The following is a 20,773-nucleotide window of genomic DNA, read 5'->3' as shown; positions in this document are numbered from 1 at the left end:
AGTACACACTGGGAGGTGAACGAGACGGTGGGCCAGCTGGGGGACAGGTGGCACCGCACCAGGGGGGAAGGGGAATGCCTTGACGTCGATCAGGGAGCACGTGGCGCACATGCCGGTCCAGCAGCGGGAGATCCTGGCCGCGCCCGCACGGCTGCTGCCGCCGGCGCGCCGGTACGGGCCGGTCTACGAGAACGCACGGCGGGAGATCCTCAAGGCCCGCACCACGCCCTGGTGGGCCCGGCGCACCGTGGACGAGCGGTTGCTGCAGACCATGGGCACGGCGCTTCGTGCCCCCTACTTCGCGCGTGATCCCCGGTACCGCGCCATGGTGGATGCTCTGCACTCACGCGTGCCGGTGAGGGACGCCCTGCGACGGCTGCCGATCATGACCCGCCAGGACCTCTCCGCGAACTATCGGCAGATGCTGGCCGCCGACGAGTCGGAGGTGGAGCTCTCGGCGAGCTCCGGGACCTCGGGGGAACCGATCTTCTTCCTGCTGGACCGCAACCGGGGGGCCCGGGAGTGGGCGTTCGTGGTGGACTCGTGGTCCAGCGCGGGATACCAGCTGGGGGACTGGCGGGTGTTCTTCCGTGGCCTGGACCTCCCCGGCGGCCGGCCGTACTTCGTGATGGGAAGCACCGGGGAGATCGTCGTGCGGATCCAGACGGTGACTCCGGAGTCCATCGAGGGGTACTGGCGGTTGATCCGCAAGCGCGGCATCAGGTTCCTGCACGGCTACCCGTCCACCCTGGTCTACCTGGCGCGGCTGCTGGAGGACGCGGATTTCGACACCTCGTGGCGCGAGGAGATCCGCGGGATCCTGCCCGTCTCGGAGCAGTTCACCCCCGCGCAGGAGGAGATCCTGCGCCGGGCGTTCCCCCGTGCCGGGATCTCGGTCTTCTACGGCCTGAGCGAGAAGACCGTGCTGGCCCGGATGGACGACGACCACGTCTACCACCCGTACCCCACGTACGGCCACGTGGAGCTCGTGGACCCCCATGGCACCCCCGTGGCCGAGGGCGAGCGGGGGCGGATCATCACCACCACGCTCGACGGCCGCGGCATGCCGCTGCTGCGCTACGACACCGGGGACTCCGCCCTTCTGGTGGGGCACGACGCCGCTGGCACCCCTCTGTTCCGCGACATCCTGTCCCGCCGTGGTCGCGAGGGACTGGTGCGGGCGGACGGGGAGCTCTTCACCACCACCCCGTTCAACGTCCACGGGGAGGAGTTCGAGTGCGTCTACCGCTTCAAGCTGCGGCAGGAGGTGCCCGGCAGGGCCACCCTGCTGGTGCAGCCCGTGGCTGACGCGCGTCCGGAGGACCTCGAACGGTTCCACCGCCTCATGGTCAACAGGGCCGAGGGCCAGGTGGAGCTCGACATGGAGATCGTCCCGGAGCTGCCCGCCACGACGAACGGGAAGTTCACCCTCCTGGACCAGCGCATCCCCGACGCACCCACCACCTGGGCGTGAAAGAGCTCCCGGGGGCGTGGTGACGCCCCCGGGAACGGGTACAGGAAATGCTCGCTCTCGCCGGCATCGTCCCAGGTCATGGCAGGTTCGAATGTGCAACCCCGGGGAAAACAGGTCAGACTGGGCGCGACAGGTGACGGTGGCCCGCCCAGGGGATGGGCGGTCACACGGGGGAAGGCAGACGCATTGACGTCGATCAGAGAATTTGTGGGCCACATGCCCGTTCAGCAACGGGAACTGCTGGCAGCTCCTGTGCGGCTGGTGCCGCCGACGATGCGCTACGGCCCGGTGTACGAGGCCACGCGAAGAGAGATTCTCAAAGCCCGGTCGACGCCATGGTGGGCGCGGGTGACGGTGGACCAACGGCTGCTGGACACCATGCGCACAGCCAGCCAGGCGCCGTACTTCGCGAGGGACGCACGCTACGGGCCCGTGGCCAGCGCGTTGCAGGGAGAACTCACGGCCCGAGAGGCGCTGCGGAGACTGCCCATCATGACCAGGCAGGACCTGTCCCAGAACTACCGGGACATGCTGGCGGTCGATGAGTCGCAGGTGGAGCTGTCCGCGAGTTCAGGGACTTCGGGAGAGCCCATCTTCTTTCTGCTGAACCGCAATCGCGGGGCGCGGGAGTGGGCGTTCGTCGTGGACGCGTGGTCCTCCACGGGGTACAAGCTGGGCGACTGGCGGGTCTTCTTCCGGGGAGTGGAGCTGCCGGGCCGCCGCACTCACCTCGTGATGCGAACGGTGGGCGAAATCCTGGTTCGCGTGGCTGCAGTTGGCCCGGAGACGTCCCAGGAACTGTGGGAGCTCATCTGCAAGCACAGGGTCAGGTACCTGCACGGCTCGCCCTCCACGCTGACCTACCTGGCGCGCATTGTGGATCACGCTGAGTTCGACACCTCATGGCGTCAGGAAATCCAAGGCATCCTTCCGGTGTCGGAGCAGTTCACTCCTGCTCAGGAAGAACATCTCCGGGCCGCATTCCCGAACGCCCGGATCTCCGTGTTCTACGGACTGAGTGAGAAGACCGTGCTGGCTCGGATGGATGACGACCACGTCTACCACCCGTACCCCACGTACGGTCACGTGGAGCTCCTGGACCCGCGTGGAAGGCCCGTGCCTGAAGGGGAACGGGGGCGGATCGTGACGACCACGCTGGACGGTCGCGGCATGCCTCTGCTGCGCTACGACACAGGGGACTCGGCACAGTTGGTGGGTCACGACGCCATCGGTACGCCACTGTTCCGGGACATCCTTGCTCGCCGCGGCAGGGAGGGACTGGTGCGCACGGACGGAGAGCTGTTCCCCACCACGAGCTTCACGGCGCACGGGTCAGAGCTTGCGTGCGTCTACCGGTTCAGGCTGCGTCAGGACGTGCCGGGCAGAGCCACACTGCAGGTCCAACCCGTTCCCGGGGCCCGACGCGAAGATCTGGAGGCCTTCCACCAGTTGATGTGTCGTCGTGCCGAGAACCAGGTGGACCTGGACCTGGAGATCGTCGCCGAGCTGCCGGCATCTGCGAACGGGAAGTTCAGTCTCTTGGACCAGCGGATCCCGGACGCCCCCACCACCTGGGCCTAGGTGATGACGCGACGAGGGCGCACCCGCTCAGAGGGGGTGCGCCCTCAGCCACCGGGGCGACGGCGGTCGCCGAGCTGCGCAGGGGGAGACCTGCCTCGTGGCGGGGTTGCTCAGGCAGCCTGGGTAGTACCAGGCACGGAGTGCACCGCCCGGGTGCTCCTGTGCTCCCGGGCGATCGCCATCAGAATTCCGGCCAGCAGACCCAGCAGTGCTCCCACGGAGATGAGCAGTGAAGGTGACACTGACGACGGATTCTGGGGGGTGTAGGCCTCACCCACCTTGGCCATCTGCACTTTGACGCCCTCGCCCTGGGTGGTGGACTCGAGCTCGCCAACCTGCTTGCTGAGCTCGTCCACCCATGCGTCGGCCAGATCGCGTGCCGCTTCGGGAGATCCCGCTGTTGCGGCGACACGGACCTCGCTGGTGTCCGTGGGGACGGACGTCTTGACGTTCTGCAGGACGGCCTCGGGCGTGGTGTCCAGGTGCATCCGCTCGATCACCGCCGAGGCCGTGGAGCTGTTCTCGGAGATGCTGCTGAAGGTCACCGCCCGAGACTTCGCGAGGTTCTCCCCGGCGAGGGCTTCCGTGGCGTCCGTGCCACCGTCCGCGACGACCACACCGGAGGCGGTGGAGGTGTAGGACGTGCCCACTGCCACGGATCCCGCCCATCCGAGCAGGCCGCCCACGAGGGCCAGGACGAGCGGCATCCACCAGCCCCGGCGCAGCGCTCTGCCCATGTCGTACGTGCTGATTTCCCCGTGCTCGAGGTTCGGTCGAGGCATGCGTGTTGCTTGGCTCATGGTGTGTGCGGATCCCCTTGCGCTGGCCACAGTGGTCCCGCGGCCATAGTCATGATGTCCACCCGACTCTTGCGTTCCCCCCGGGCGCTCTGTGCGTCCATTCTAGGGGAGAGGAACGCCCATGGTGGCCTCCGGCCGCACACTGAACGGGTCCCGTACGAGGCTGCGCCCATGTCAACCTGCGGAGCGACTGTGCACATTTCGTGCCGATCGGTAGAGTGAAACCGCAGGTCAGTCGGGGGACGGCCGCACGTCATGGCATCGGGGGACGAATTCAGTGGGGACCATTGTCGCAGCGCTTGTGGGCGTGCTCGCGGGCGTGGGCGCGTGCATGGCCATGGGACGGTGGCCGAAGGCGAGTTGCGTCGTCCTGCTCATCATGACCCTGCTTTCGCAGACCCTGGCCACGGTGTCCGGGGTGTCCCTGCTGGGCAACGTGGACGAGATCGCTGTGGCGCTGGCGCTCCTGGTCTTCTCCGCCAGACGCCTGGTGCTCCACGGATCTCTACGCTGTCTTGGCGCCTATTGGTTCTTCGGCGCGTTCTTCGCGCTGGGACTCGTGTCCTCCGTGATCAACACGGTGCCGTTGAGCGTCTGGGGCCTTGGGGCGTTCCTGATCCTCAAGGGCCCCCTGCTGGCTCTGGGGGTCATGCAGCTGGACTGGTGTCGGGAAGACCTCCGCCCCGCGGCGAGGGTGGCCACTGCGATCCTCGTGCTGATCCTCCTTTCCGCCGTGCTCAACGCGGCGGCGCCGGAGGCGTGGAACTCCGTGGTGGGGCGCGCGCCCGTCAGCTACCGCCTGGGCATTCCCAGTCTCACGGGTGTGTTCGACCACCCCGTGGGGCTCGGCTCCACAATGGGCATGGCTTTCCTGGCCGTGCTCGCGTACCACAGGATCATCGCCCGTTCGGTATGGACCTATGGGCTGCTGGTGGCGACAGGGCTCGCGGGACTTCTCACGTTCCGGCGCAAGTCCGTAGCCTCGACCGCACTGGTTGCAGTGGTGGGGCGGTTGTGGTTGCCGGGGCTCAAGGCAAAGGCCGCCGCGACCATTGCCATCCTCGTTCCGGCCGCACTGATCGTCGGCTGGGAGCCACTCACCCAGGTGATCACGACGTCCTACCACGAGTACTTCGACAACGTGGGTGTCACGGCACGCACTCTGATGACCATCGACTCCGTGAAGCTGGCGGCCGCCGCATTCCCACTGGGCGTGGGCTTCGGCCGGTTCGGATCCGCAGTGGCATCCTCCACCTACAGCCCCCTCTACGTGGACCTGGGCTATCAGCGGATCTACGGCATGGGGGAGGGAGCCCGGGGAGGGTTTCTCACGGACACGTTCTGGCCCTCCGTCCTGGCCGAGACGGGGGCTCTGGGCATGCTCTGCTATGTCACCGCGCTCGTGCTCCTGATGGTTCCGGCATGGCGCCTGATGCGCCGCCACGCCCATCCCCACGTGCGCTGGCTCGGTGCCGTCGCGGTCAGCTGGATGGCCCAGATGTTCGTTGAATCCCTCGCGGCCCCCGTCTTCACAGGGCCGCCCATGTTCGGACCCGTCTTCATGGTCGTGGGCATCGCCGCCGCCGTCTACTTGCGGGAGTCCTCCGGTGGCGGCCTCGCCCCTGTGGTTCTGGAGGTGGCTCCGGCAGTCCAGGGGGAGGCGCCGTGGGCACGTTCCGCTTCAGCGACCACCCCCGGTGGTTTGGCGGGGAGTGGGGTTGTGCTCCCTGAACCGTCCGATGACTGCCTCCCGAGCCGCGCGACGCGGTGCGAGGACTCCACCTCTCGGGTTCCCTCAGCCCCCCATCAGCAGGACGAGGGTGAAACCAGTTGAGTCGAGTCATCGTCCTGGGACCGGTACCGGACTCCGCAGGCGGAATAGGTGTGCTCATGGGCCACCTCTCCCGCTCGACAAGCGCGGGGACTGACCTGCAGTTCGTGGATTCCGGGGGCACCCCAGGTCCGCCCGTGCGTCGTCTGCTCCGCTTCCTGAACGCACTGCTCGTGTGCGCTGACTCAGTTCCCGACGGCGCGGTGTTCCACCTGAATCTGGCGTCAGGGCTGAGCACCTGGCGCAAGCTGGCGCTCACAACGGTGCTGCGGATGCGAGGGCACCCGTACGTCCTGCACCTCCACGGGGGGAAGTTCGATGTGTTCGTGGCGCGAAGTCGCACCCTGGCTCGTCGCTGCATCTCGAGCATGTTCCGTGGGGCAGCTGCGGTCGTGGTCCTCGGAGAGTTCTGGCGAGCTGAGATCACCCATTCACTTGGCGTGGACCCCGCGAGGATCACGGTCGTTCCCAACGCTGTTCCGGGTCCCCCGGCGGCACCCCTCCGCGGAACCGCGCCCATCGTCCTGTTCAGTGGGCAGCTCGGCCGCCGCAAGGGCGTCCACGACCTCCTCGAGGCCTGGGCTTCCCTGCCCGCCGAGCTGCGCACCACCCTCGTCCTTGCCGGTGACAACCCGGCCCCGGAGGAGCTGGGGGATCTGCTGACCCGCACCCCGGACGTGGAGGTCACCGGGTGGCTGGGAGCCCGGGAGCTGGAGGAACGGCTTGCGCAGGCATCGGTCCTGGTGCTCCCCAGCTACGGCGAGAACCTGCCCATGTCCCTGCTGGACGCCATGGCCTGGGGGCTGGCTCCGGTGGTCACGGACGTGGGCGCGGTGGGCGAGGTGGTGGAGGACGGACGCAGCGCCGTCGTGGTCCCCGTGGGGGATCCGCCGGCCCTTGCCGAGGCGCTGAGAAGTCTGCTCTCCGACCCGGAGCGTGTGACCCGCATGGGACGGGAGGCGCGCCGCCGCTGGGAGGAGGAGTACCGCATCGACAACTACTGCGAGCGTCTGGAGGACGTGTACGAGCGGGTGGCCGGCCCCGGCACCTGAGACAGACCACGGGGGATGCCGTTCGGGGAACGTCATCGCCACACGCACAATTTTGGGGGAAGACATGAGTGCTGGTGCATCCGGGACGAGAATGGACGCGTTGGGCGGGCAGGTGGCAACCGCCGCCGAGCGTGCGCTGGATTTTGCGCGCACCCGGGACTTCACGGGGACGGACCCGTACGACGGGCTGCTGTCACCGTGGGCGTCCGCGGTGAGAGGTCGTGTGCCCCGCCAGGTGTGGGTGCAGGCGCACAAGCGGATGGGTCACGGTCTGCGCAGGATCACCAGGGTCCCCGGCGTGACGATGACCAAGGCGCTCGCCCTGTTCGCCGTGGCGGAGCAGCAGCTGGGCGACTCGGCGGCGGCCGGTGCGCTGGTGGACCGGATCTTCACCACCCGTGGGCGTGGCCCGTGGGGGTACGAGTTCGACGTCCAGACCCGCTGGGCGCACTACCTCGCGAACTCGCCGAACGTGGTGGCCACCGTGTTCGCCCTGCGGGCCGCGGCGGCCACCGGGCGGCTGGAGCAGGTCTCCCCGGACACGGCCCGCTGGTTGGAGGGCCTGGCCCACCCGGACGGATTCTTCCGCTACACGGAGGCCTCCGACCGCCTGGTGCACAACGGTTCCCTGCTGGCCGCCGAGTCCCTCGCGCTGCTGGGAGGGAACCGGGATCTCGTGCAGCGCGCGGTGGACCGGACCGTGGCGGCCCAGGCCGCCGACGGCTCGTGGGCCTACGGCGAGGGCGAGGGGCTGGAGTGGGTGGACTCCTTCCACACCATCTACGTGCTGGAGTCCCTCCACGTCCTGCGGGAGCAGGGTTTCGAGATCGGCAGCTCCTACGAGCGCGGACTCAACCACTGGTACGCCCACTGCCTCGACCGGGCTCTGCTGCCCGTCTACATGGCGGACGAGAAGAAGCCGTCCGACGACGTCCACAACATCGCCACCACGGTGGGTTTCATGGCGGCGCTGGCCGCGCGCGGTGACCTCGAGGTCTCGCCGGAGCCCGCCATCCGGCACCTGCTGGCGCACCAGGGCACGGACGGCGGCTTCCGCAACGGTCCCCGCGCCCTGCCCCACATGCGCTGGAACCAGGCGCACGCCGCGTGCGCCCTCGCGCGCTGGGCGGCGCTCGCCAAGGACCGTGACATCAACGAGCTCGGGAAGGCCCTCTCATGACGCAGACCCACCACACGGCCCCGACGGCCCGGCGCACGGCTCCACGCCCGCACGACGACGACGCCGCTCGCGCCCGCTCCCACGGCCGACCCGCCACGGAGGCCGCGCACCAGCGCTGCGAGCTGCTGGGCGCCGCCGTGGACCCGCTGACCATGGACGAGACCGTGGCCGCCATCGAGCAGCTGCTCGAGGACGGTGGGCACGGGCACAACCACCTGGCCATGAACGCGGCCAAGCTGGTGTCGGTGAGCAACGATCCCGAGCTCGTGGAGAGGTTCGCCACCGCAACCCTGGTCACGGCGGACGGGCAGGCGCTCGTGTGGGCGTCCAAGCTGCTCGGGGATCCGCTGCCGGAGCGCGTGGCAGGCATCGACCTGATGGACCGGCTGGTGGACCTCAGTGCCCACAACGGCCGCCGGATCTACCTGCTGGGCGCCACGGACGAGGTGGTCCGCCAGGTCCGCTGGCGCTTCCTCGCCCGCGGCGCCAACGTGGTGGGTTTCCACAACGGCTTCTGGCGCAGGGAGGGGATCACGGACGAGCAGATGGCGGAGACCGTGTCCCGCTCCCGCCCGGACATCGTGCTGGTGGGGGTGCCCTCTCCGCTCAAGGAGGACTTCGTGTTCGGTCAGAAGGAGCGCACGAAGGCCGGGATCTGCGTGGGCGTGGGCGGCTCCTTCGACGTGGTGGCCGGACGCACCTCGCGTGCTCCCCGCTGGATGCAGCGCGCCGGGATGGAGTGGTTCTGGCGTCTGGTGCAGGAGCCTCGACGCATGTTCAAGCGGTACCTGGTGGGCAACACCAAGTTCGTGTGGCTGGTGCTGAGGGCACGATGGCACCGTGCCTGACACGCTAGCCGCCCCCGGCAGGACCGCCCGTCTGAGCGCCCTGCGCCGCAGCGCCGCCGCGCAGTCCGCGGTGGTGCTCGGCATCCGTGTGGCCGGGGCGGTGCTGCAGATGCTGCTGGTGGGGACCGTGGCGCTGCAGTTCTCCGTGGAGGCCGTGGGGCTCAACGGGGTGCTGTGGTCCGTGGCACTCGTGGCCCGGATGGCGGGAACGGTGGGGGTGGACATCATGGGTCTGCGTGCCGCGTCCCCCCTGTGGTCCGCCGGGCGGGTGCGGGAGGCCCGTGCGGTGGCGCGCCGGGACCTGCGGGCGGTGCGCATCCTGTGGAGCTGCGCGCTCACGGCCCTGGTGCTCGTGTGCGCGGGGCTGGCGCTGGCCGACCGTCCCTGGGTCCTGCTGCTCGCGCTGGGAGTGGTGGCGGCGGCGTCGGCGTTCGAACGGCTGTTCGTGGTGCAGCGTCAGGCGCGCGGGTGGCCCGTGCTCGGGCAGTTCCTGGAGTCCGTGGCGCTGCCCGCACTCGGGCTGCTGGGCGTGCTGCTCGCGGGGGCCTTCGCCCCGCACCTGCTGGTGCTCTCCCAGGTGACGGCCTTCGTGCTCATTGCTCTGACGCTGTGGGTGGTGTCCCCGGCGGGACCGCTCGCGCCCGGGGCACGGCGACGCCGCGGGGGGCGTCCGCGCGACAGGGCCGGTCTCGTCCCGGGCGCGGTTCCCGGCCCGAGGTCACGGGAACCCGAGGTGGAGCCCGTGCCGTGGCGGGCGGCCGTCACGGTGGGTGCCGGGGGCGCACTCACGGCGCTGTGCGTGCGCGGACCGATGTTCGTGCTGGGCGGGAACTCCCTGGCCACGGCGGGCGTGTACGAGGTCGCGCAGAAGATCCAGAGCGGGGGAGCCATGGGCACCTCGGCCGTGGCCACGGTGTTCTCCTCCCGCACCGCGGTGGCCCTGAGGGACCGCCGAACGCTGGTCCGTCTCCTCACGGAGGCGGCTGCCAGTTCCCTCGTGCTGCCCGTGGGGCTGCTCGTCTTCCTCCTGGCCGTGGGTCCGGAGGGGCTCGTGAACCTGCTGGGCACGTCCTACCAGGGAGCCTGGACGGCTGCCACCGTGCTGGTCGTCGCCACGGTGGTCAACGCCGTCACCTCCGCGTTCACCAACGTGCTCGTGCTGGGAGGGCGGGAGCGGCTGTTCACGATGATCGCCGCAGGACAGGTGGTGGTCGTGGTGGGCGGCGCCCTGCTCTCCGGCGCCCGCACAGCGGAGACCATGGCGCTGTGGGTGCTCGTGGGAGAGGCGTTCCGCTCCCTGTGCATGGTGGGTGGCCTGTGGCTCCACCTGCGGGAACTGAAAACCGACTAATCTACGGGAATGGCCTTTCACGCGGATTCCACCGAACTGGACAACAAGGAAATTCTCACCTGGGAAGGGTTCGGGAGCGCCACCCGCGAACTCGCCCAGCAGATCGTGGACTCGGAATTCGTCCCCGACATCATCATCGCGGTGGCTCGGGGCGGCCTGCTGCCCGCAGGGTCCCTCTCCTACGCCATGGGCGTGAAGCTTTCGGACGCCGTGAACGTCGAGTTCTACACGGACGTGCACGAGACCCTGCCGGACCCGGTGCTGCTCGCCCCCATGCTGGACACCGAGTCCATCAGCGACAAGAAGGTCCTGGTGGTGGACGACGTCGTGGACTCCGGGCGCACCCTGGCCCTCGTTCTCGAGCTGCTGCGCGGCTACGGCGCCGAGTGCCGCTCCGCGGTGATCTACGAGAAGCCCCGCTCCGAGGTCCGCCCCGACTTCTCCTGGAAGTCCACGGACGAGTGGATCGTCTTCCCGTGGTCCGCGCAGGAGCCGGTCACCAAGTCCCGCTGATCCGGACCGCTGGACCTGGCTGAGGTGCAGCCGCCCGGGGCGCCTCCGGCCCGCGGTTTGCCCGGGTCCGTGGTGCCGCGCCCGTGGGGGAGCAGCTTGCCGCCCACCGTGCTTCCTGAGTCTTGAGTGCAGATATTGCCGTCTACTGCCTGGTAGGCGGCAATATCTGCACTTAAGACCGGAACGGGAGCAGGAGCGGCAACCGGGGCCGGCCGGCAGTGGGTCAGTGCTTCACGCGCTCCTGCACCAGTGCCGCGGTGGCCTCGGCGATGGCGCGCTCCTCGTCCGTGGCGGCCACCAGGACCTCGATGGCCGAGCCGGGGGCGCTGATCCGGGCCACGTCCCCCTCGGGGTGCTCGTTGAGCGCGGGGTCCAGGGCGATGCCGAGCGCGCCCAGCTGATCGCACACGAGGGTCCGGAACTCGGGGGAGTTCTCCCCGATGCCCGCGGTGAAGATGAGGGCCTGTGCTCCGCCCACCGCCACGTGGTAGCCGCCGATGTACTTGGACAGCCGGTACGCGGCCATCTCCAGTGCCAGCTGCGCCCGTTCGTCCCCGGACTCCGCGCGCTGCTCCACCACGCGCATGTCCGAGTCCCCGCAGATGCCCTGCAGCCCGGACTCCCCGTTGAGGATCTGGTTCATCTCCTTGGCGCTCATCTCGGGATTGCGCTCCAGCATGGCCGTGACCACGGAGGGGTCCAGGTCACCGCTGCGGGTGCCCATGACCAGTCCCGCGAGCGGTGTGTAGCCCATGGAGGTGTCGAAGGACCTGCCCTCGCGGATCGCGGTGGCGGAGGCGCCATTGCCCAGGTGAGCCACCACGGCGTTGAACTGCTCGCGCGGGATCCCCAGGAACTCGCAGGCCTTGCCCGTCACGTAGTCGTGGGAGGTGCCGTGGAAGCCGTAGCGGCGCATCCCGTCCATCTCGTACCAGCTGTCGGGGATCGCGTAGCGCCACGCCTTCTCGGGCATGGTGCGGTGGAAGGCGGTGTCGAACACGCACACCTGGGGCATGCCCGGGTAGGTCTTCTGGATGGCGCGCAGCCCCAGCGCGTGGGCGGGGTTGTGCAGCGGGGCCAGGGGAGCGAGCCGCTCGATGGCGCGGATGATCTCGTTGTTCACCAGCACGGGGGCCGAGAACCGCTCACCGCCGTGCACCACACGGTGCCCCGCGGCGTCGATCGTGCGCCCGCCGAGCTCCTCGTCCAGGCGCTGCGCGAGGATCTCCAGGGCCTGCGTGTGGTCCTTGACGTCCGAGGTGCCGATGTTCTCGATCAGCCCCTTGGTGATCACCTCACCACCGGCCATGCCCGCGGTGGCGGTGGCCAGGGGCACGTTCTCGTTGATCGCGGGCATGGAGGACGTGTAGGCGCTGGGCTCGGAACCCTCCGGAGTGACCTCCCGCACCTGGTACTTGATGGAGGAGGAGCCGCAGTTGACGACGAGCACGAGCATGGCAGGATCCTTCGGGATCGGCGGGCGGATGGGCTCCTCCCATGATCTCACGGGAGGCGGGTCTCCGAGCGGCCAGGGGCAATCCCGCGCGGCCCGCCACCTGCGGGGCATCCGGGCCCGGACGCCCCGGTGACAGACCGGTGACAGCCCAGTGACAGGCCGGGGCCAGCCCGGTGACAGGCCGGGGCCTTACCATGGGGAAACACGTGTCCCCCGCTGCAACGGAGCACCCATGGACTGGACCGTCCTCGCAACCACCGTCTACCTGATCATCGACTACAGCATCAAGATCATCGCCATCGGTGTGGTCCCCGAGAACCGGCGGCCGTCCTCCTCCACAGCGTGGCTCATGATCATCCTGGTGCTGCCCGTGGTGGGCCTGCCGCTGTTCCTCATGCTGGGCAGCCCCTACGTGCGAGGGCGGCGGATGCGCATCCAGGAGGAGGCCAACAAGAGCCTCACGGAGGGTCTGGAGCAGTATCCGGACCTGCCCGAGGGTGCAGAGCCCCCGCGGTGGCTCGAGTCCTTCACCCACATGAACCGGCGGCTCACGGGTCTGCCGTGCGTCACGGGCACCCACGTGGAGCTGCTCACGGAGGAGCACGCCGTGATCGCGTCCATGGTGGACGCCGTGGACGCCGCGCAGGACTACGTCCACGTGGAGGTCTACATCATGGCGTGGGACCACACCACGGCCCCGTTCTTCGAGGCGCTCGAGCGGGCGGTGCGCCGCGGCGTCGTCGTCCGTGTGCTGCTGGACCAGCTGGGGTCCCGCAAGTATCCCGGGTACCGCAAGCTGGGCAAGCGGTTCGACGCCGCCGGGTTCCAGTGGCGCCTCATGATGCCGCTGCGGCCGCGGCGCGGCGAGCTGCGCCGCCCGGACCTGCGCAACCACCGCAAGCTCGTGGTGGTGGACGGCAACGTGGCGTTCATGGGCAGCCAGAACATGATCGACTCCAGCTACCTCTCGAAGAAGAACATGAAGATCGGGCGCCGCTGGGTGGACATCATGGTCCGCCTGACGGGGGAGATCACCGAGGAGATCGAGGCGGTCTTCGCGGTGGACTGGTACAGCGAGACCAACGAGCGGCTCATGGCGGACACGTTCGTCCCCACGCACGCCCCGGTTCCGGTGACCGGCCCGGACGGCCCGGGCAACTACATGCAGCTGCTGCCCTCGGGGCCTGGCTTCGAGACGCGTCCCAACGAGCGGCTCTTCGCGAGCATGGCCGACGCCGCCCTGGAGAGCCTGGTGCTGTGCAGCCCGTACTTCATCCCGGACGAGTCCCTGCTGGCCTCGGTCACCACGGCCGCGTACCGCGGTGTGCGCGTGGAGCTGTTCACCAGCGAGAAGGCGGACCAGTTCATGGTGGGCCACGCCCAGGCGTCCTACTACGAGGCCCTGCTGGACGCGGGCGTGGTCATCTACCAGTACCGCAGCCCCGAGGTGCTGCACACCAAGTTCATGGTGGTGGACCAGGAGATGTCCGTGATGGGCTCCTCCAACATGGACATGCGGTCGATGGGCCTGAACTACGAGATCAGCCTGCTGGCGTTCGGCGGGGACATGGTGGGCAGCCTGCAGGACCTCGCCCAGCAGTACCGGGACGCCTCCACGGTGCTCACCGCCGAGAAGTGGAAGGGCCGCTCTGTGGGGGAGCGCTACCTCAACAGCGTCTTCCGGCTCACCTCCGCCCTGATGTGAGGGAGGGCGACGCCGCCCCCGGTCCTCCCGGGGGCGACGTCCTCAGAGCGTCTGCGCCTGGATCGCGGTGATGGCCACCGTGTTGACGATGTCGTCCACGGTGCAGCCGCGCGAGAGGTCGTTCACGGGCTTGCGCAGCCCCTGCAGCACGGGGCCCACGGCCACCGCGCCCGCGGACTGCTGCACGGCCTTGTAGGTGTTGTTGCCGGTGTTCAGGTCCGGGAACACGAACACGGTGGCCTGTCCCGCCACGTGCGAGCCCGGGAGCTTGGACTTGGCGATCGAGGCGTCCACGGCGGCGTCGTACTGGATGGGGCCCTCCACCTCGAAGTCCGGGTCCGCGGCGCGCACGAGCTCGGTGGCCGCGCGCACGCGCTCCACGTCCGCCCCGGAGCCGGAGCCGCCGGTGGAGTAGGAGAGCATGGCCACGCGCGGGTCCACGCCGAACTCGCGCGCCGTCTGGGCGGAGGCCAGGGCGATGTCCGCGAGCTGCTGCTCGTCCGGATTGGGGTTCACGGCGCAGTCGCCGTAGACCAGCACGCGGTCCGCGAGCAGCATGAAGAACACCGAGGACACGATGTTCACGCCCTCGCGGGTCTTCACGAACTCCAGGGCCGGGCGGATGGTGTTGGCGGTGGTGTGGGCGGCACCGGAGACCATGCCGTCCACGTCCCCCAGCTGCACCATCATGGTGCCGAAGTAGGAGCCGTCCAGCATGCGCTCGAGCGCCTGGTCCTTGCTCACGCCCTTGTGGGAGCGCAGCCGCACGTACTCGTCCGCGTACTTCTCGCGCAGGGCGTCGTCGTGCTGGAAGTCCACCAGGTCCAGGCCCTCGGCGTCGAAGTCCAGCTCGATGCCCTCGGACTGCGCGAGCGCGCGGACGGCCTCGGGATCGCCGAGCACCGTGAGGTCGCAGAAGTTGCGGCGGTGGATCAGCTCCGCGGCGCGCAGGATGCGGGGGTCGTCCCCCTCGGGCAGCACGATCCGCTTGCGGTCCGCGCGCGCGGACTCCACGAGCTCGTGCAGGAAGCGCAGCGGCGTGCGCTTGACGGGGCGCGGCAGGGTCAGGCGGCCGGAAAGCTCCTCGCTGTCCACGTGCTCCGCCCACGCGCCGCGCGCCGCGGCGATCTTGCGGGAGTGCGCGCCGGCCAGGGTGCCGCGCGTGGCCGCCACGGCCTGCGCGGTGGTGAACGTGTCCCGTTCGGTGGTCAGCACGGGGAACGGGGCCGCGCTCAGCAGCGAACCCACTGCGCCGGAGGGCCGGAAGCCCCCGGTCAGGAGCATCCCGGCGGGCACCGGCAGCGTGGGCGCCAACGACGACGCCAGGGTTGCCGAGACCACGTCCGTCCGGTCCCCGGGGGTGATCACCAGGTCCCCGTCCGCGATCTGGTCCAGGAAGTTGCCCGCGGTCATCGCGGCCACCTTCACGGCCTTGATGTCGCGGTCCAGGGACGAGGAGTTGAAGTCCGTGCCGTAGCCCTGGGCGTCCACGAGCTCGGCCACGGTGGGGTTGGAGATCGCGGGCAGCTCCGGGATCACGTACGCCGGGAGGTTGTGGTTGCCGGGCTTGGCCTCGCGGCGGATCTGCTCCGCGTGCTCCGGGTCCGCGCGGTTGACGATCACGGCGTAGATGTCGCACCCGGCCTGGCGCAGCTCGGTGCGGGTCACGTCCACGGCGTTGAGCACGTCCTTGACCCGCTCGGACTCGTGGGCGCCGATCACGGCGGCCACGGAGCAGCCCATGTCGTTGGCCAGGCGGGCGTTGAGGTCGAACTCCGCGGTGGCGGCGTTGTGGGCCACCAGGTCGGTGCCGTCCACCACGATCACGTCGCACTCCCGTGCCATCTCGGAGTACACGGCCACGGCGGCGGAGTCGAGCTCGTCGTGCTCACCGGAGGCGAGGATCTCGCGGCAGCGCTCCAGGGAGACCGCACCCCGGCACCGGGAGTCCGGGAGGTCGAAGGTGCGCTTCATGAGCTGCAGCACCGGATCCTCCTCGGGGGAGGTGCCGTCGAACACCGGGCGGAAGAAGCCCAGGGCGTCCGTGCGCTTGAACATGGTGTCCGTGAGCCCCAGTGCCACCAGCGTCTTGCCGCTCTGCGGTGTCATCGCGGAGATGTAGATGCCCTGCGTCATGGAACGTGCTCCCTCGGTAGCGTCCGGCTGTGCCTCCAAGTCTATGGACTCCCCACACGGCCGGGGGTGAGGGGTAACGCACACCGGGGATCGGTGCCACACTGGTCACATGCTGGTCGCCTTCTCCGTCTCCCCCAGTGGTGGGGACAATCCCGATGCCTCCGTCCACGACGCCGTGGCCGCCGCCGTCCACGTGGTGCGCGAGTCCGGGTTGCCCAACCGCACCGACTCCATGTTCACCACCATCGAGGGTGAGTGGGACGAGTGCATGGCCGTGGTCAAGGAGGCCACCGCGGCGGTCGCCGAGTACGGGCCGCGCGTGTCCCTGGTGCTCAAGGCGGACATCCGTCCGGGCCACACCGGCGAGCTGACGGGCAAGCTGGAGCGGTTGGAGTCCGCGCTGTCCCGCCACGAGCTGGGCCGTTCGCAGGAGCGCCGCGGCATCACCTCGGGTGCCACCGGCTCGAACGGATCCGCCGCATCAGAGGGCACCGCCGGCCCGGAGGGCACCACGAGCTCCGACGCCGTCGGTCGGAAGTGACGGCCCCGCGCACCTCGTGAGCAGGAAGAGCAAGAGCACCAAACGGGCCGGTCGCGCGGAATCCGGCGCCGCGGCGTCGTCGGACGCGCCGGGGCTCGTGGAGCGCACCTGGGTCACGGACACCGGGACCGTGGAGCTGCAGCAGGACACCTACGTGCCCGGCGCGTGGGTGCTGCGGGTGAACGGGGTGCCGTCCTCGCACATCGTCCCGGACCGCCCGGACCAGCTGGAGTTCGAGTACATGCGCTGGTTCTCCACGGTGCTCGAGGACCACGTGTCCTCGCACCTGGATCCCACCACGCTGCGCGTGCTGCACCTGGGCGGCGGCGCGTGCTCGATGGCGCGCTACCTCGCGTGGCGCTACCCGCAGGCGCGCCAGGTGGTCGTGGAGCTCGACGCCGCCCTGGCCACCCTGGTGCGCGAGTGGCTGGACCTGCCGCGCGCGCCGCTGCTGCGGATCCGCCCGGGGGAGGCGCGGGCGGTCACGGAGTCCCTCAGCGAGGCCTCGCGGGACATCGTGATCCGGGACGTCTTCGCCGGGGAGCAGACCCCGGGCCACCTGCGCACGCTCGAGTTCGCGCGCCACGTGGACCGTGTGCTCGCGCCGGACGGGCTGTACCTGCTGAACGTGGGGGACACCCGCAATCTCAAGGGCACCCGGGCGGAGATCGCGGCGCTGCTGGAGGTCTTCGAGCACGTGGCCGCGGTCGCGGACGCCCCCATGCTCAAGGGCCGCCGCTACGGCAACGTGGTGCTGGCCGCCTCGCACGCACCCCTGCCCGCAGCCGGGTCCGCCGACGCCGCCGCGCTGGGTCGTGAGCTGCTCGGCGGCTCCCTGCCGGCCCAGTACAAGGACACCGCGTGGTGCCGTGAGCTCGCGGCGGACACCCGGCCGTGGCTCGACAAGCCGGCGGACCCGGTCCCCGAGGGGCCGGACGCGGCCTGACGGGCGGGGCGGCGATACGTGGGAGGTGTCCGCGCGTCGCACGGAAAGTCGCCGAGCACGGCATGCGGGGCAATCGAGCGTGCAGCACGCCGCCCGCGCTTCACGGGAACGGCCCCGTGGGAGGCGACGGGCGGCGTCGTCGTCAGGAGAAGTGGATCAGCTCGCCCAGCCCTCGATCACGCCGATGCCGAAGAACGCCACGAACGCGAGTGCCACCACGTACATGAGCGGGTGGACGTCCTTGGCGCGGCCCTGCACCAGGCGGATGAACACGTAGGAGACGAAGCCCGCGCCGATGCCGTTGGCGATCGAGTACGTGAACGGCATGACCGCGAACGTGAGGAACGCGGGGATCGCGACGCCCAGGTCCGCCCAGTCGATGGCCACCACGTTGCGGGCCATGAGGAAGCCGACCACCACCATGGCGGGGGCCACGGCCTCGAACGGGACCACGTTGACCAGCGGGGTGAGGAACATGGCGGCGAGGAACAGCACGCCGGTGACCACGTTGGCCAGGCCGGTGCGGGCGCCGTCCGCGATGCCCGTGGAGGACTCCACGAAGATCTGGTTGGAGGACACGGAGCCCGCGCCGCCGGCCACGGCACCGAGGGCGTCCACGAGGAGCACGCGGTCCACGTTCTCGATCTGACCGTCCGCGTCCTCGAGCCCGGCCTGGCGGGACAGCCCCACCATGGTGCCCATGGCGTCGAAGAAGATGGACAGCAGGATGGTGAAGATCAGCAGAGCGCACGCGATCCCGCCGAGCTCGCGGAAGGCGTCGATGGGCGCGGCGGAGCCCAGCAGGGACAGGTCCGGAACCGCGAACAGCGCCTCCGGGGAGGACGGCACCACGAGCGACCAGCCGTGCGGGTTGTCCACGGAGGAGCCGCTGGGGGAGATCGCCTCCAGCACGTGCGCCAGGGCGGTGGTGAGCACCACCGAGATCAGGATCCCGCCCCTGACGTTGCGCACCATCAGCGCGACGGTCAGCAGCAGGCCCACCACGAACGTGAGGGTGGGCCAGCCGAAGAGCTCACCGCCGGTGCCCAGCTGCACCGGAACGGTGGTGTGGGCGGCGTCCGGGATGCGGCGCACGAAGCCGGCGTTCACGAACCCGATCAGCGCGATGAACAGCCCGATGCCCACCACGATCGCGGTCTTGAGGGAGTCCGGCACCGCGTTGAACACCGCCGTGCGGAACCCGGTGACCACCAGGACCACCATGATCACGCCCGCCCAGATCACCAGACCCATCACCTGCGGCCACGTGAGCCCGGGGTTCGTGGCGATCGTGACGGCCAGGAACGCGTTCACGCCCAGCCCGGCGGCCACGCCGAACGGGGACCTGGCCCACACACCCATGAGGATGGTCAGCACGCCGGCCACCAGTGCGGTCATGGCGGCCACGCGCTCGCCGCCCAGGGTGTTCCCGGCGCCGTCCGGGCCGTAGCCGAGCACCAGCGGGTTGAGCACCACGATGTAGCTCATGGCGATGAACGTGGCCACGCCGCCGCGGACCTCGCGGCCCACGGTGGAGCCACGCCTCGTGATGGAGAAGAAGCGGTCCAGCCCGCCTCGGGGCTCGCTGCGCTGAGCGGGCGGGGTGGAAGACGACATGCAGATCCTCACGGGTGGGCGCTGGCCGCGCCGAACGGGACGGGTGGGGGTGTTTGTGTAGAAATACTACGACGACGCCGCCCGCGCACCGTGCCGCAGCGCCCGCCACGGTCCCCAGTCCGGTGGGGCAGGCGGGCCGGTGGCGCCAGGACCCGGAGCCGTCGCTCCGCCTCCGGGGCGGCTGCGTGGTTAGGCAGGACTGACCTGAGTTCACTACCGTTGATCCCAGTCCCTGTCTGCACGCGGGATCCGTGTGCGCGTCGAAAGGAATCACCACCGTGACAACCCCCACCTCCCGCCCGCTTCGCGTGGCCGTGATCGGCGCCGGCCCGGCCGGGATCTACGCCGCGGACATGCTCACCAAGACCGAGGCGGTCCGCGAGGGCGAGCTCGAGGTCAGCGTGGACCTGTTCGACCGCTACCCCACCCCGTTCGGCCTCATCCGCTACGGCGTGGCCCCGGACCACCCGCGCATCAAGGGGATCATCACGGCGCTGCGCTCCATCCTGGGCCGCGGGGACATCCGGTTCTTCGGCAACGTGGAGTACGGCCGGGACATCACTCTGGGCGAGTTCCTCACCCACTACGACGCCGTCATCTTCGCGACCGGTGCCGTCAACGACGCCCCGCTGGAGATCCCCGGCGCGGACCTGGACGGCTCCTACGGCGCGGCCCGCTTCGTGGCCTGGTACGACGGCCACCCGGACTACCCGCGCACGTGGCCGCTGGAGGCCAAGGAGATCGCGGTGATCGGCAACGGCAACGTGGCGCTGGACGTGGCGCGGGTGCTCTCCAAGCACGCGGACGACATGCTGGTCACGGAGATCCCGGGCAACGTGTACCAGGGGCTGAAGCAGTCCCCGGTCACGGACGTGCACATCTTCGGCCGCCGCGGCCCCGCCCAGATCAAGTTCACGCCCCTGGAGCTGCGTGAGCTGGCCAAGTCCCGGGACGTGGACATCGTGGTCTACGACGAGGACTTCCAGTTCGACGAGGCCTCCGAGAAGGCCATGACCGAGAACAACCAGACCAAGGTCATGATGAAGACGCTGCAGAAGTGGCGTGAGGACGAGACCCCCAAGACCGCGTCCCGCCGGCTGCACCTGCACTTCCTGCAGACCCCGGACGAGATCCTCGGGGACGAGGACGGCAAGGTCCGTGCCATCCGCATGGAGCGCACGCGCCTCAACGGGGACGCCTCCGTGACCGGCACGGGCGAGTACACCGAGTACCCGGTGCAGGCCGTCTACCACGCGATCGGCTACCTGGGCTCCCCCCTGCCCGAGCTGCCCTTCGACCCCGAGCGCGGGGTCATCCTCAACGAGGAGGGCCGCGTGGTGGAGGCGGACGGCACCCCGGTGCCCGGCGTCTACGCCACCGGCTGGATCAAGCGCGGACCCGTGGGGCTGATCGGCGCCACCAAGTCCGACGCCCTGGAGACCGTGACCCACCTCGTGGCGGACCGTGCCTCCCTGGCCGATCCGGACAACCCGGACCCCCAGGCCGTGGTGGAGCTGCTCGAGTCCAAGGACGTGCAGTACACCACGTGGGACGGCTGGCTCGCCCTGGACGAGTACGAGCAGAGCCTGGGCCAGTCCTCGCACGACGCCGAGGGCAATCCCCGCGAGCGCGTCAAGGTGGTGGAGCGGGACGAGATGATCTCCGTCTCCCGCAACGGCTCGGGCCAGTAGGCCCTCGCCTCACGCATCGTCCACGGAGCGGGGTGGGGCGGGGCGGGAAGC

The 20,773-nt window shown here is 69.9% G+C and carries 15 protein-coding genes and 1 pseudogene; 12 read left to right on the top strand and 4 right to left on the bottom strand.

All coding sequences use genetic code 11. From position 1 onward, the window contains the following. The first annotated feature begins 79 nt into the window (after positions 1-79). On the top strand, positions 80-1,474 hold the full coding sequence (locus D9R02_RS07280) for a phenylacetate--CoA ligase family protein (protein WP_039101522.1): 1,395 nt from the start codon (positions 80-82) through the stop codon (positions 1,472-1,474). Between the two features lie 348 nt (positions 1,475-1,822). After that, a complete protein-coding gene (locus D9R02_RS07275; RefSeq protein WP_235005144.1) occupies positions 1,823-3,055 on the top strand; it encodes an AMP-binding protein in 1,233 nt (410 codons plus the stop codon). A gap of 110 nt (positions 3,056-3,165) precedes the next feature. On the opposite strand, the gene D9R02_RS07270 is transcribed toward D9R02_RS07275, so the two are convergent. Continuing rightward, complete coding sequence (locus D9R02_RS07270; RefSeq protein WP_160119475.1) at positions 3,166-3,837, bottom strand: YveK family protein; 672 nt, start codon at positions 3,835-3,837, stop codon at positions 3,166-3,168. A gap of 295 nt (positions 3,838-4,132) precedes the next feature. On the opposite strand from D9R02_RS07270, the gene D9R02_RS07265 reads away from it, so the two are divergent. The 6 genes from D9R02_RS07265 (at position 4,133) to D9R02_RS07240 (ending at position 10,630) form a co-directional block, all read left to right on the top strand. Further along, a complete protein-coding gene (locus tag D9R02_RS07265; RefSeq protein WP_121566650.1) occupies positions 4,133-5,689 on the top strand; it encodes an O-antigen ligase family protein in 1,557 nt (518 codons plus the stop codon). Positions 5,690-5,823: 134 nt separating this feature from the next. Beyond that, positions 5,824-6,738, top strand: coding sequence for a glycosyltransferase family 4 protein (locus D9R02_RS07260; RefSeq protein WP_160119476.1), 915 nt, complete (start codon positions 5,824-5,826; stop codon positions 6,736-6,738). 64 nt (positions 6,739-6,802) lie between these two features. Further along, a complete protein-coding gene (locus D9R02_RS07255) occupies positions 6,803-7,918 on the top strand; it encodes a prenyltransferase/squalene oxidase repeat-containing protein (protein ID WP_039101526.1) in 1,116 nt (371 codons plus the stop codon). After that, positions 7,915-8,766 carry a WecB/TagA/CpsF family glycosyltransferase gene (locus tag D9R02_RS07250; RefSeq protein WP_052239298.1) on the top strand — a complete coding sequence of 284 codons (852 nt, stop codon included), beginning with the start codon at positions 7,915-7,917 and terminating at the stop codon, positions 8,764-8,766. The genes D9R02_RS07255 and D9R02_RS07250 overlap by 4 nt, the downstream gene beginning before the upstream one ends. Next, a complete protein-coding gene (locus D9R02_RS07245; protein WP_039101527.1) occupies positions 8,759-10,117 on the top strand; it encodes a hypothetical protein in 1,359 nt (452 codons plus the stop codon). The genes D9R02_RS07250 and D9R02_RS07245 overlap by 8 nt, the downstream gene beginning before the upstream one ends. 9 nt (positions 10,118-10,126) lie before the next feature. Continuing rightward, complete coding sequence (locus D9R02_RS07240) at positions 10,127-10,630, top strand: phosphoribosyltransferase (protein WP_039101528.1); 504 nt, start codon at positions 10,127-10,129, stop codon at positions 10,628-10,630. Between the two features lie 223 nt (positions 10,631-10,853). Here D9R02_RS07240 and D9R02_RS07235 read toward each other — a convergent pair whose 3' ends face one another. Continuing rightward, positions 10,854-12,086: an acetate/propionate family kinase gene (locus D9R02_RS07235; RefSeq protein WP_121566649.1), complete on the bottom strand. Its 1,233-nt coding sequence runs from the start codon at positions 12,084-12,086 to the stop codon at positions 10,854-10,856. Positions 12,087-12,318: 232 nt separating this feature from the next. On the opposite strand from D9R02_RS07235, the gene cls reads away from it, so the two are divergent. Then, entirely contained in the window at positions 12,319-13,791 is a 1,473-nt protein-coding gene (cls, locus tag D9R02_RS07230) for a cardiolipin synthase (RefSeq protein ID WP_039101531.1), read from the top strand. Between the two features lie 42 nt (positions 13,792-13,833). Here the strand turns inward: cls and pta are convergent, their stop codons facing one another. After that, positions 13,834-15,927 carry a phosphate acetyltransferase gene (gene pta / locus D9R02_RS07225; RefSeq protein WP_121566648.1) on the bottom strand — a complete coding sequence of 698 codons (2,094 nt, stop codon included), beginning with the start codon at positions 15,925-15,927 and terminating at the stop codon, positions 13,834-13,836. 109 nt (positions 15,928-16,036) lie between these two features. Between pta and D9R02_RS07220 the strand changes: the two are divergent. Both D9R02_RS07220 and D9R02_RS07215 read left to right on the top strand, forming a co-directional pair. Continuing rightward, positions 16,037-16,336: pseudogene (locus D9R02_RS07220) on the top strand (thiamine-binding protein); the annotation flags it as partial. Positions 16,337-16,484: 148 nt separating this feature from the next. Continuing rightward, the gene (locus D9R02_RS07215) at positions 16,485-17,414 is read left to right on the top strand and encodes a spermidine synthase (protein ID WP_101888229.1); all 930 of its coding nucleotides are present in this window, start codon (positions 16,485-16,487) and stop codon (positions 17,412-17,414) included. 156 nt (positions 17,415-17,570) lie between these two features. Here the strand turns inward: D9R02_RS07215 and D9R02_RS07210 are convergent, their stop codons facing one another. Further along, positions 17,571-19,031 carry an NCS2 family permease gene (locus D9R02_RS07210; protein WP_180956152.1) on the bottom strand — a complete coding sequence of 487 codons (1,461 nt, stop codon included), beginning with the start codon at positions 19,029-19,031 and terminating at the stop codon, positions 17,571-17,573. Positions 19,032-19,282: 251 nt separating this feature from the next. Between D9R02_RS07210 and D9R02_RS07205 the strand changes: the two genes are divergently transcribed. Then, positions 19,283-20,722 carry an FAD-dependent oxidoreductase gene (locus tag D9R02_RS07205; protein ID WP_180956153.1) on the top strand — a complete coding sequence of 480 codons (1,440 nt, stop codon included), beginning with the start codon at positions 19,283-19,285 and terminating at the stop codon, positions 20,720-20,722. Positions 20,723-20,773 lie beyond the last annotated feature (51 nt).

It is taken from the genome of Kocuria rhizophila, assembly GCF_003667225.1.
Lineage (GTDB): Bacteria > Actinomycetota > Actinomycetes > Actinomycetales > Micrococcaceae > Kocuria > Kocuria rhizophila.
The sequence above is the reverse complement of the archived record's forward strand: the minus strand, read 5'-3'. Positions and strand labels throughout refer to the sequence as shown.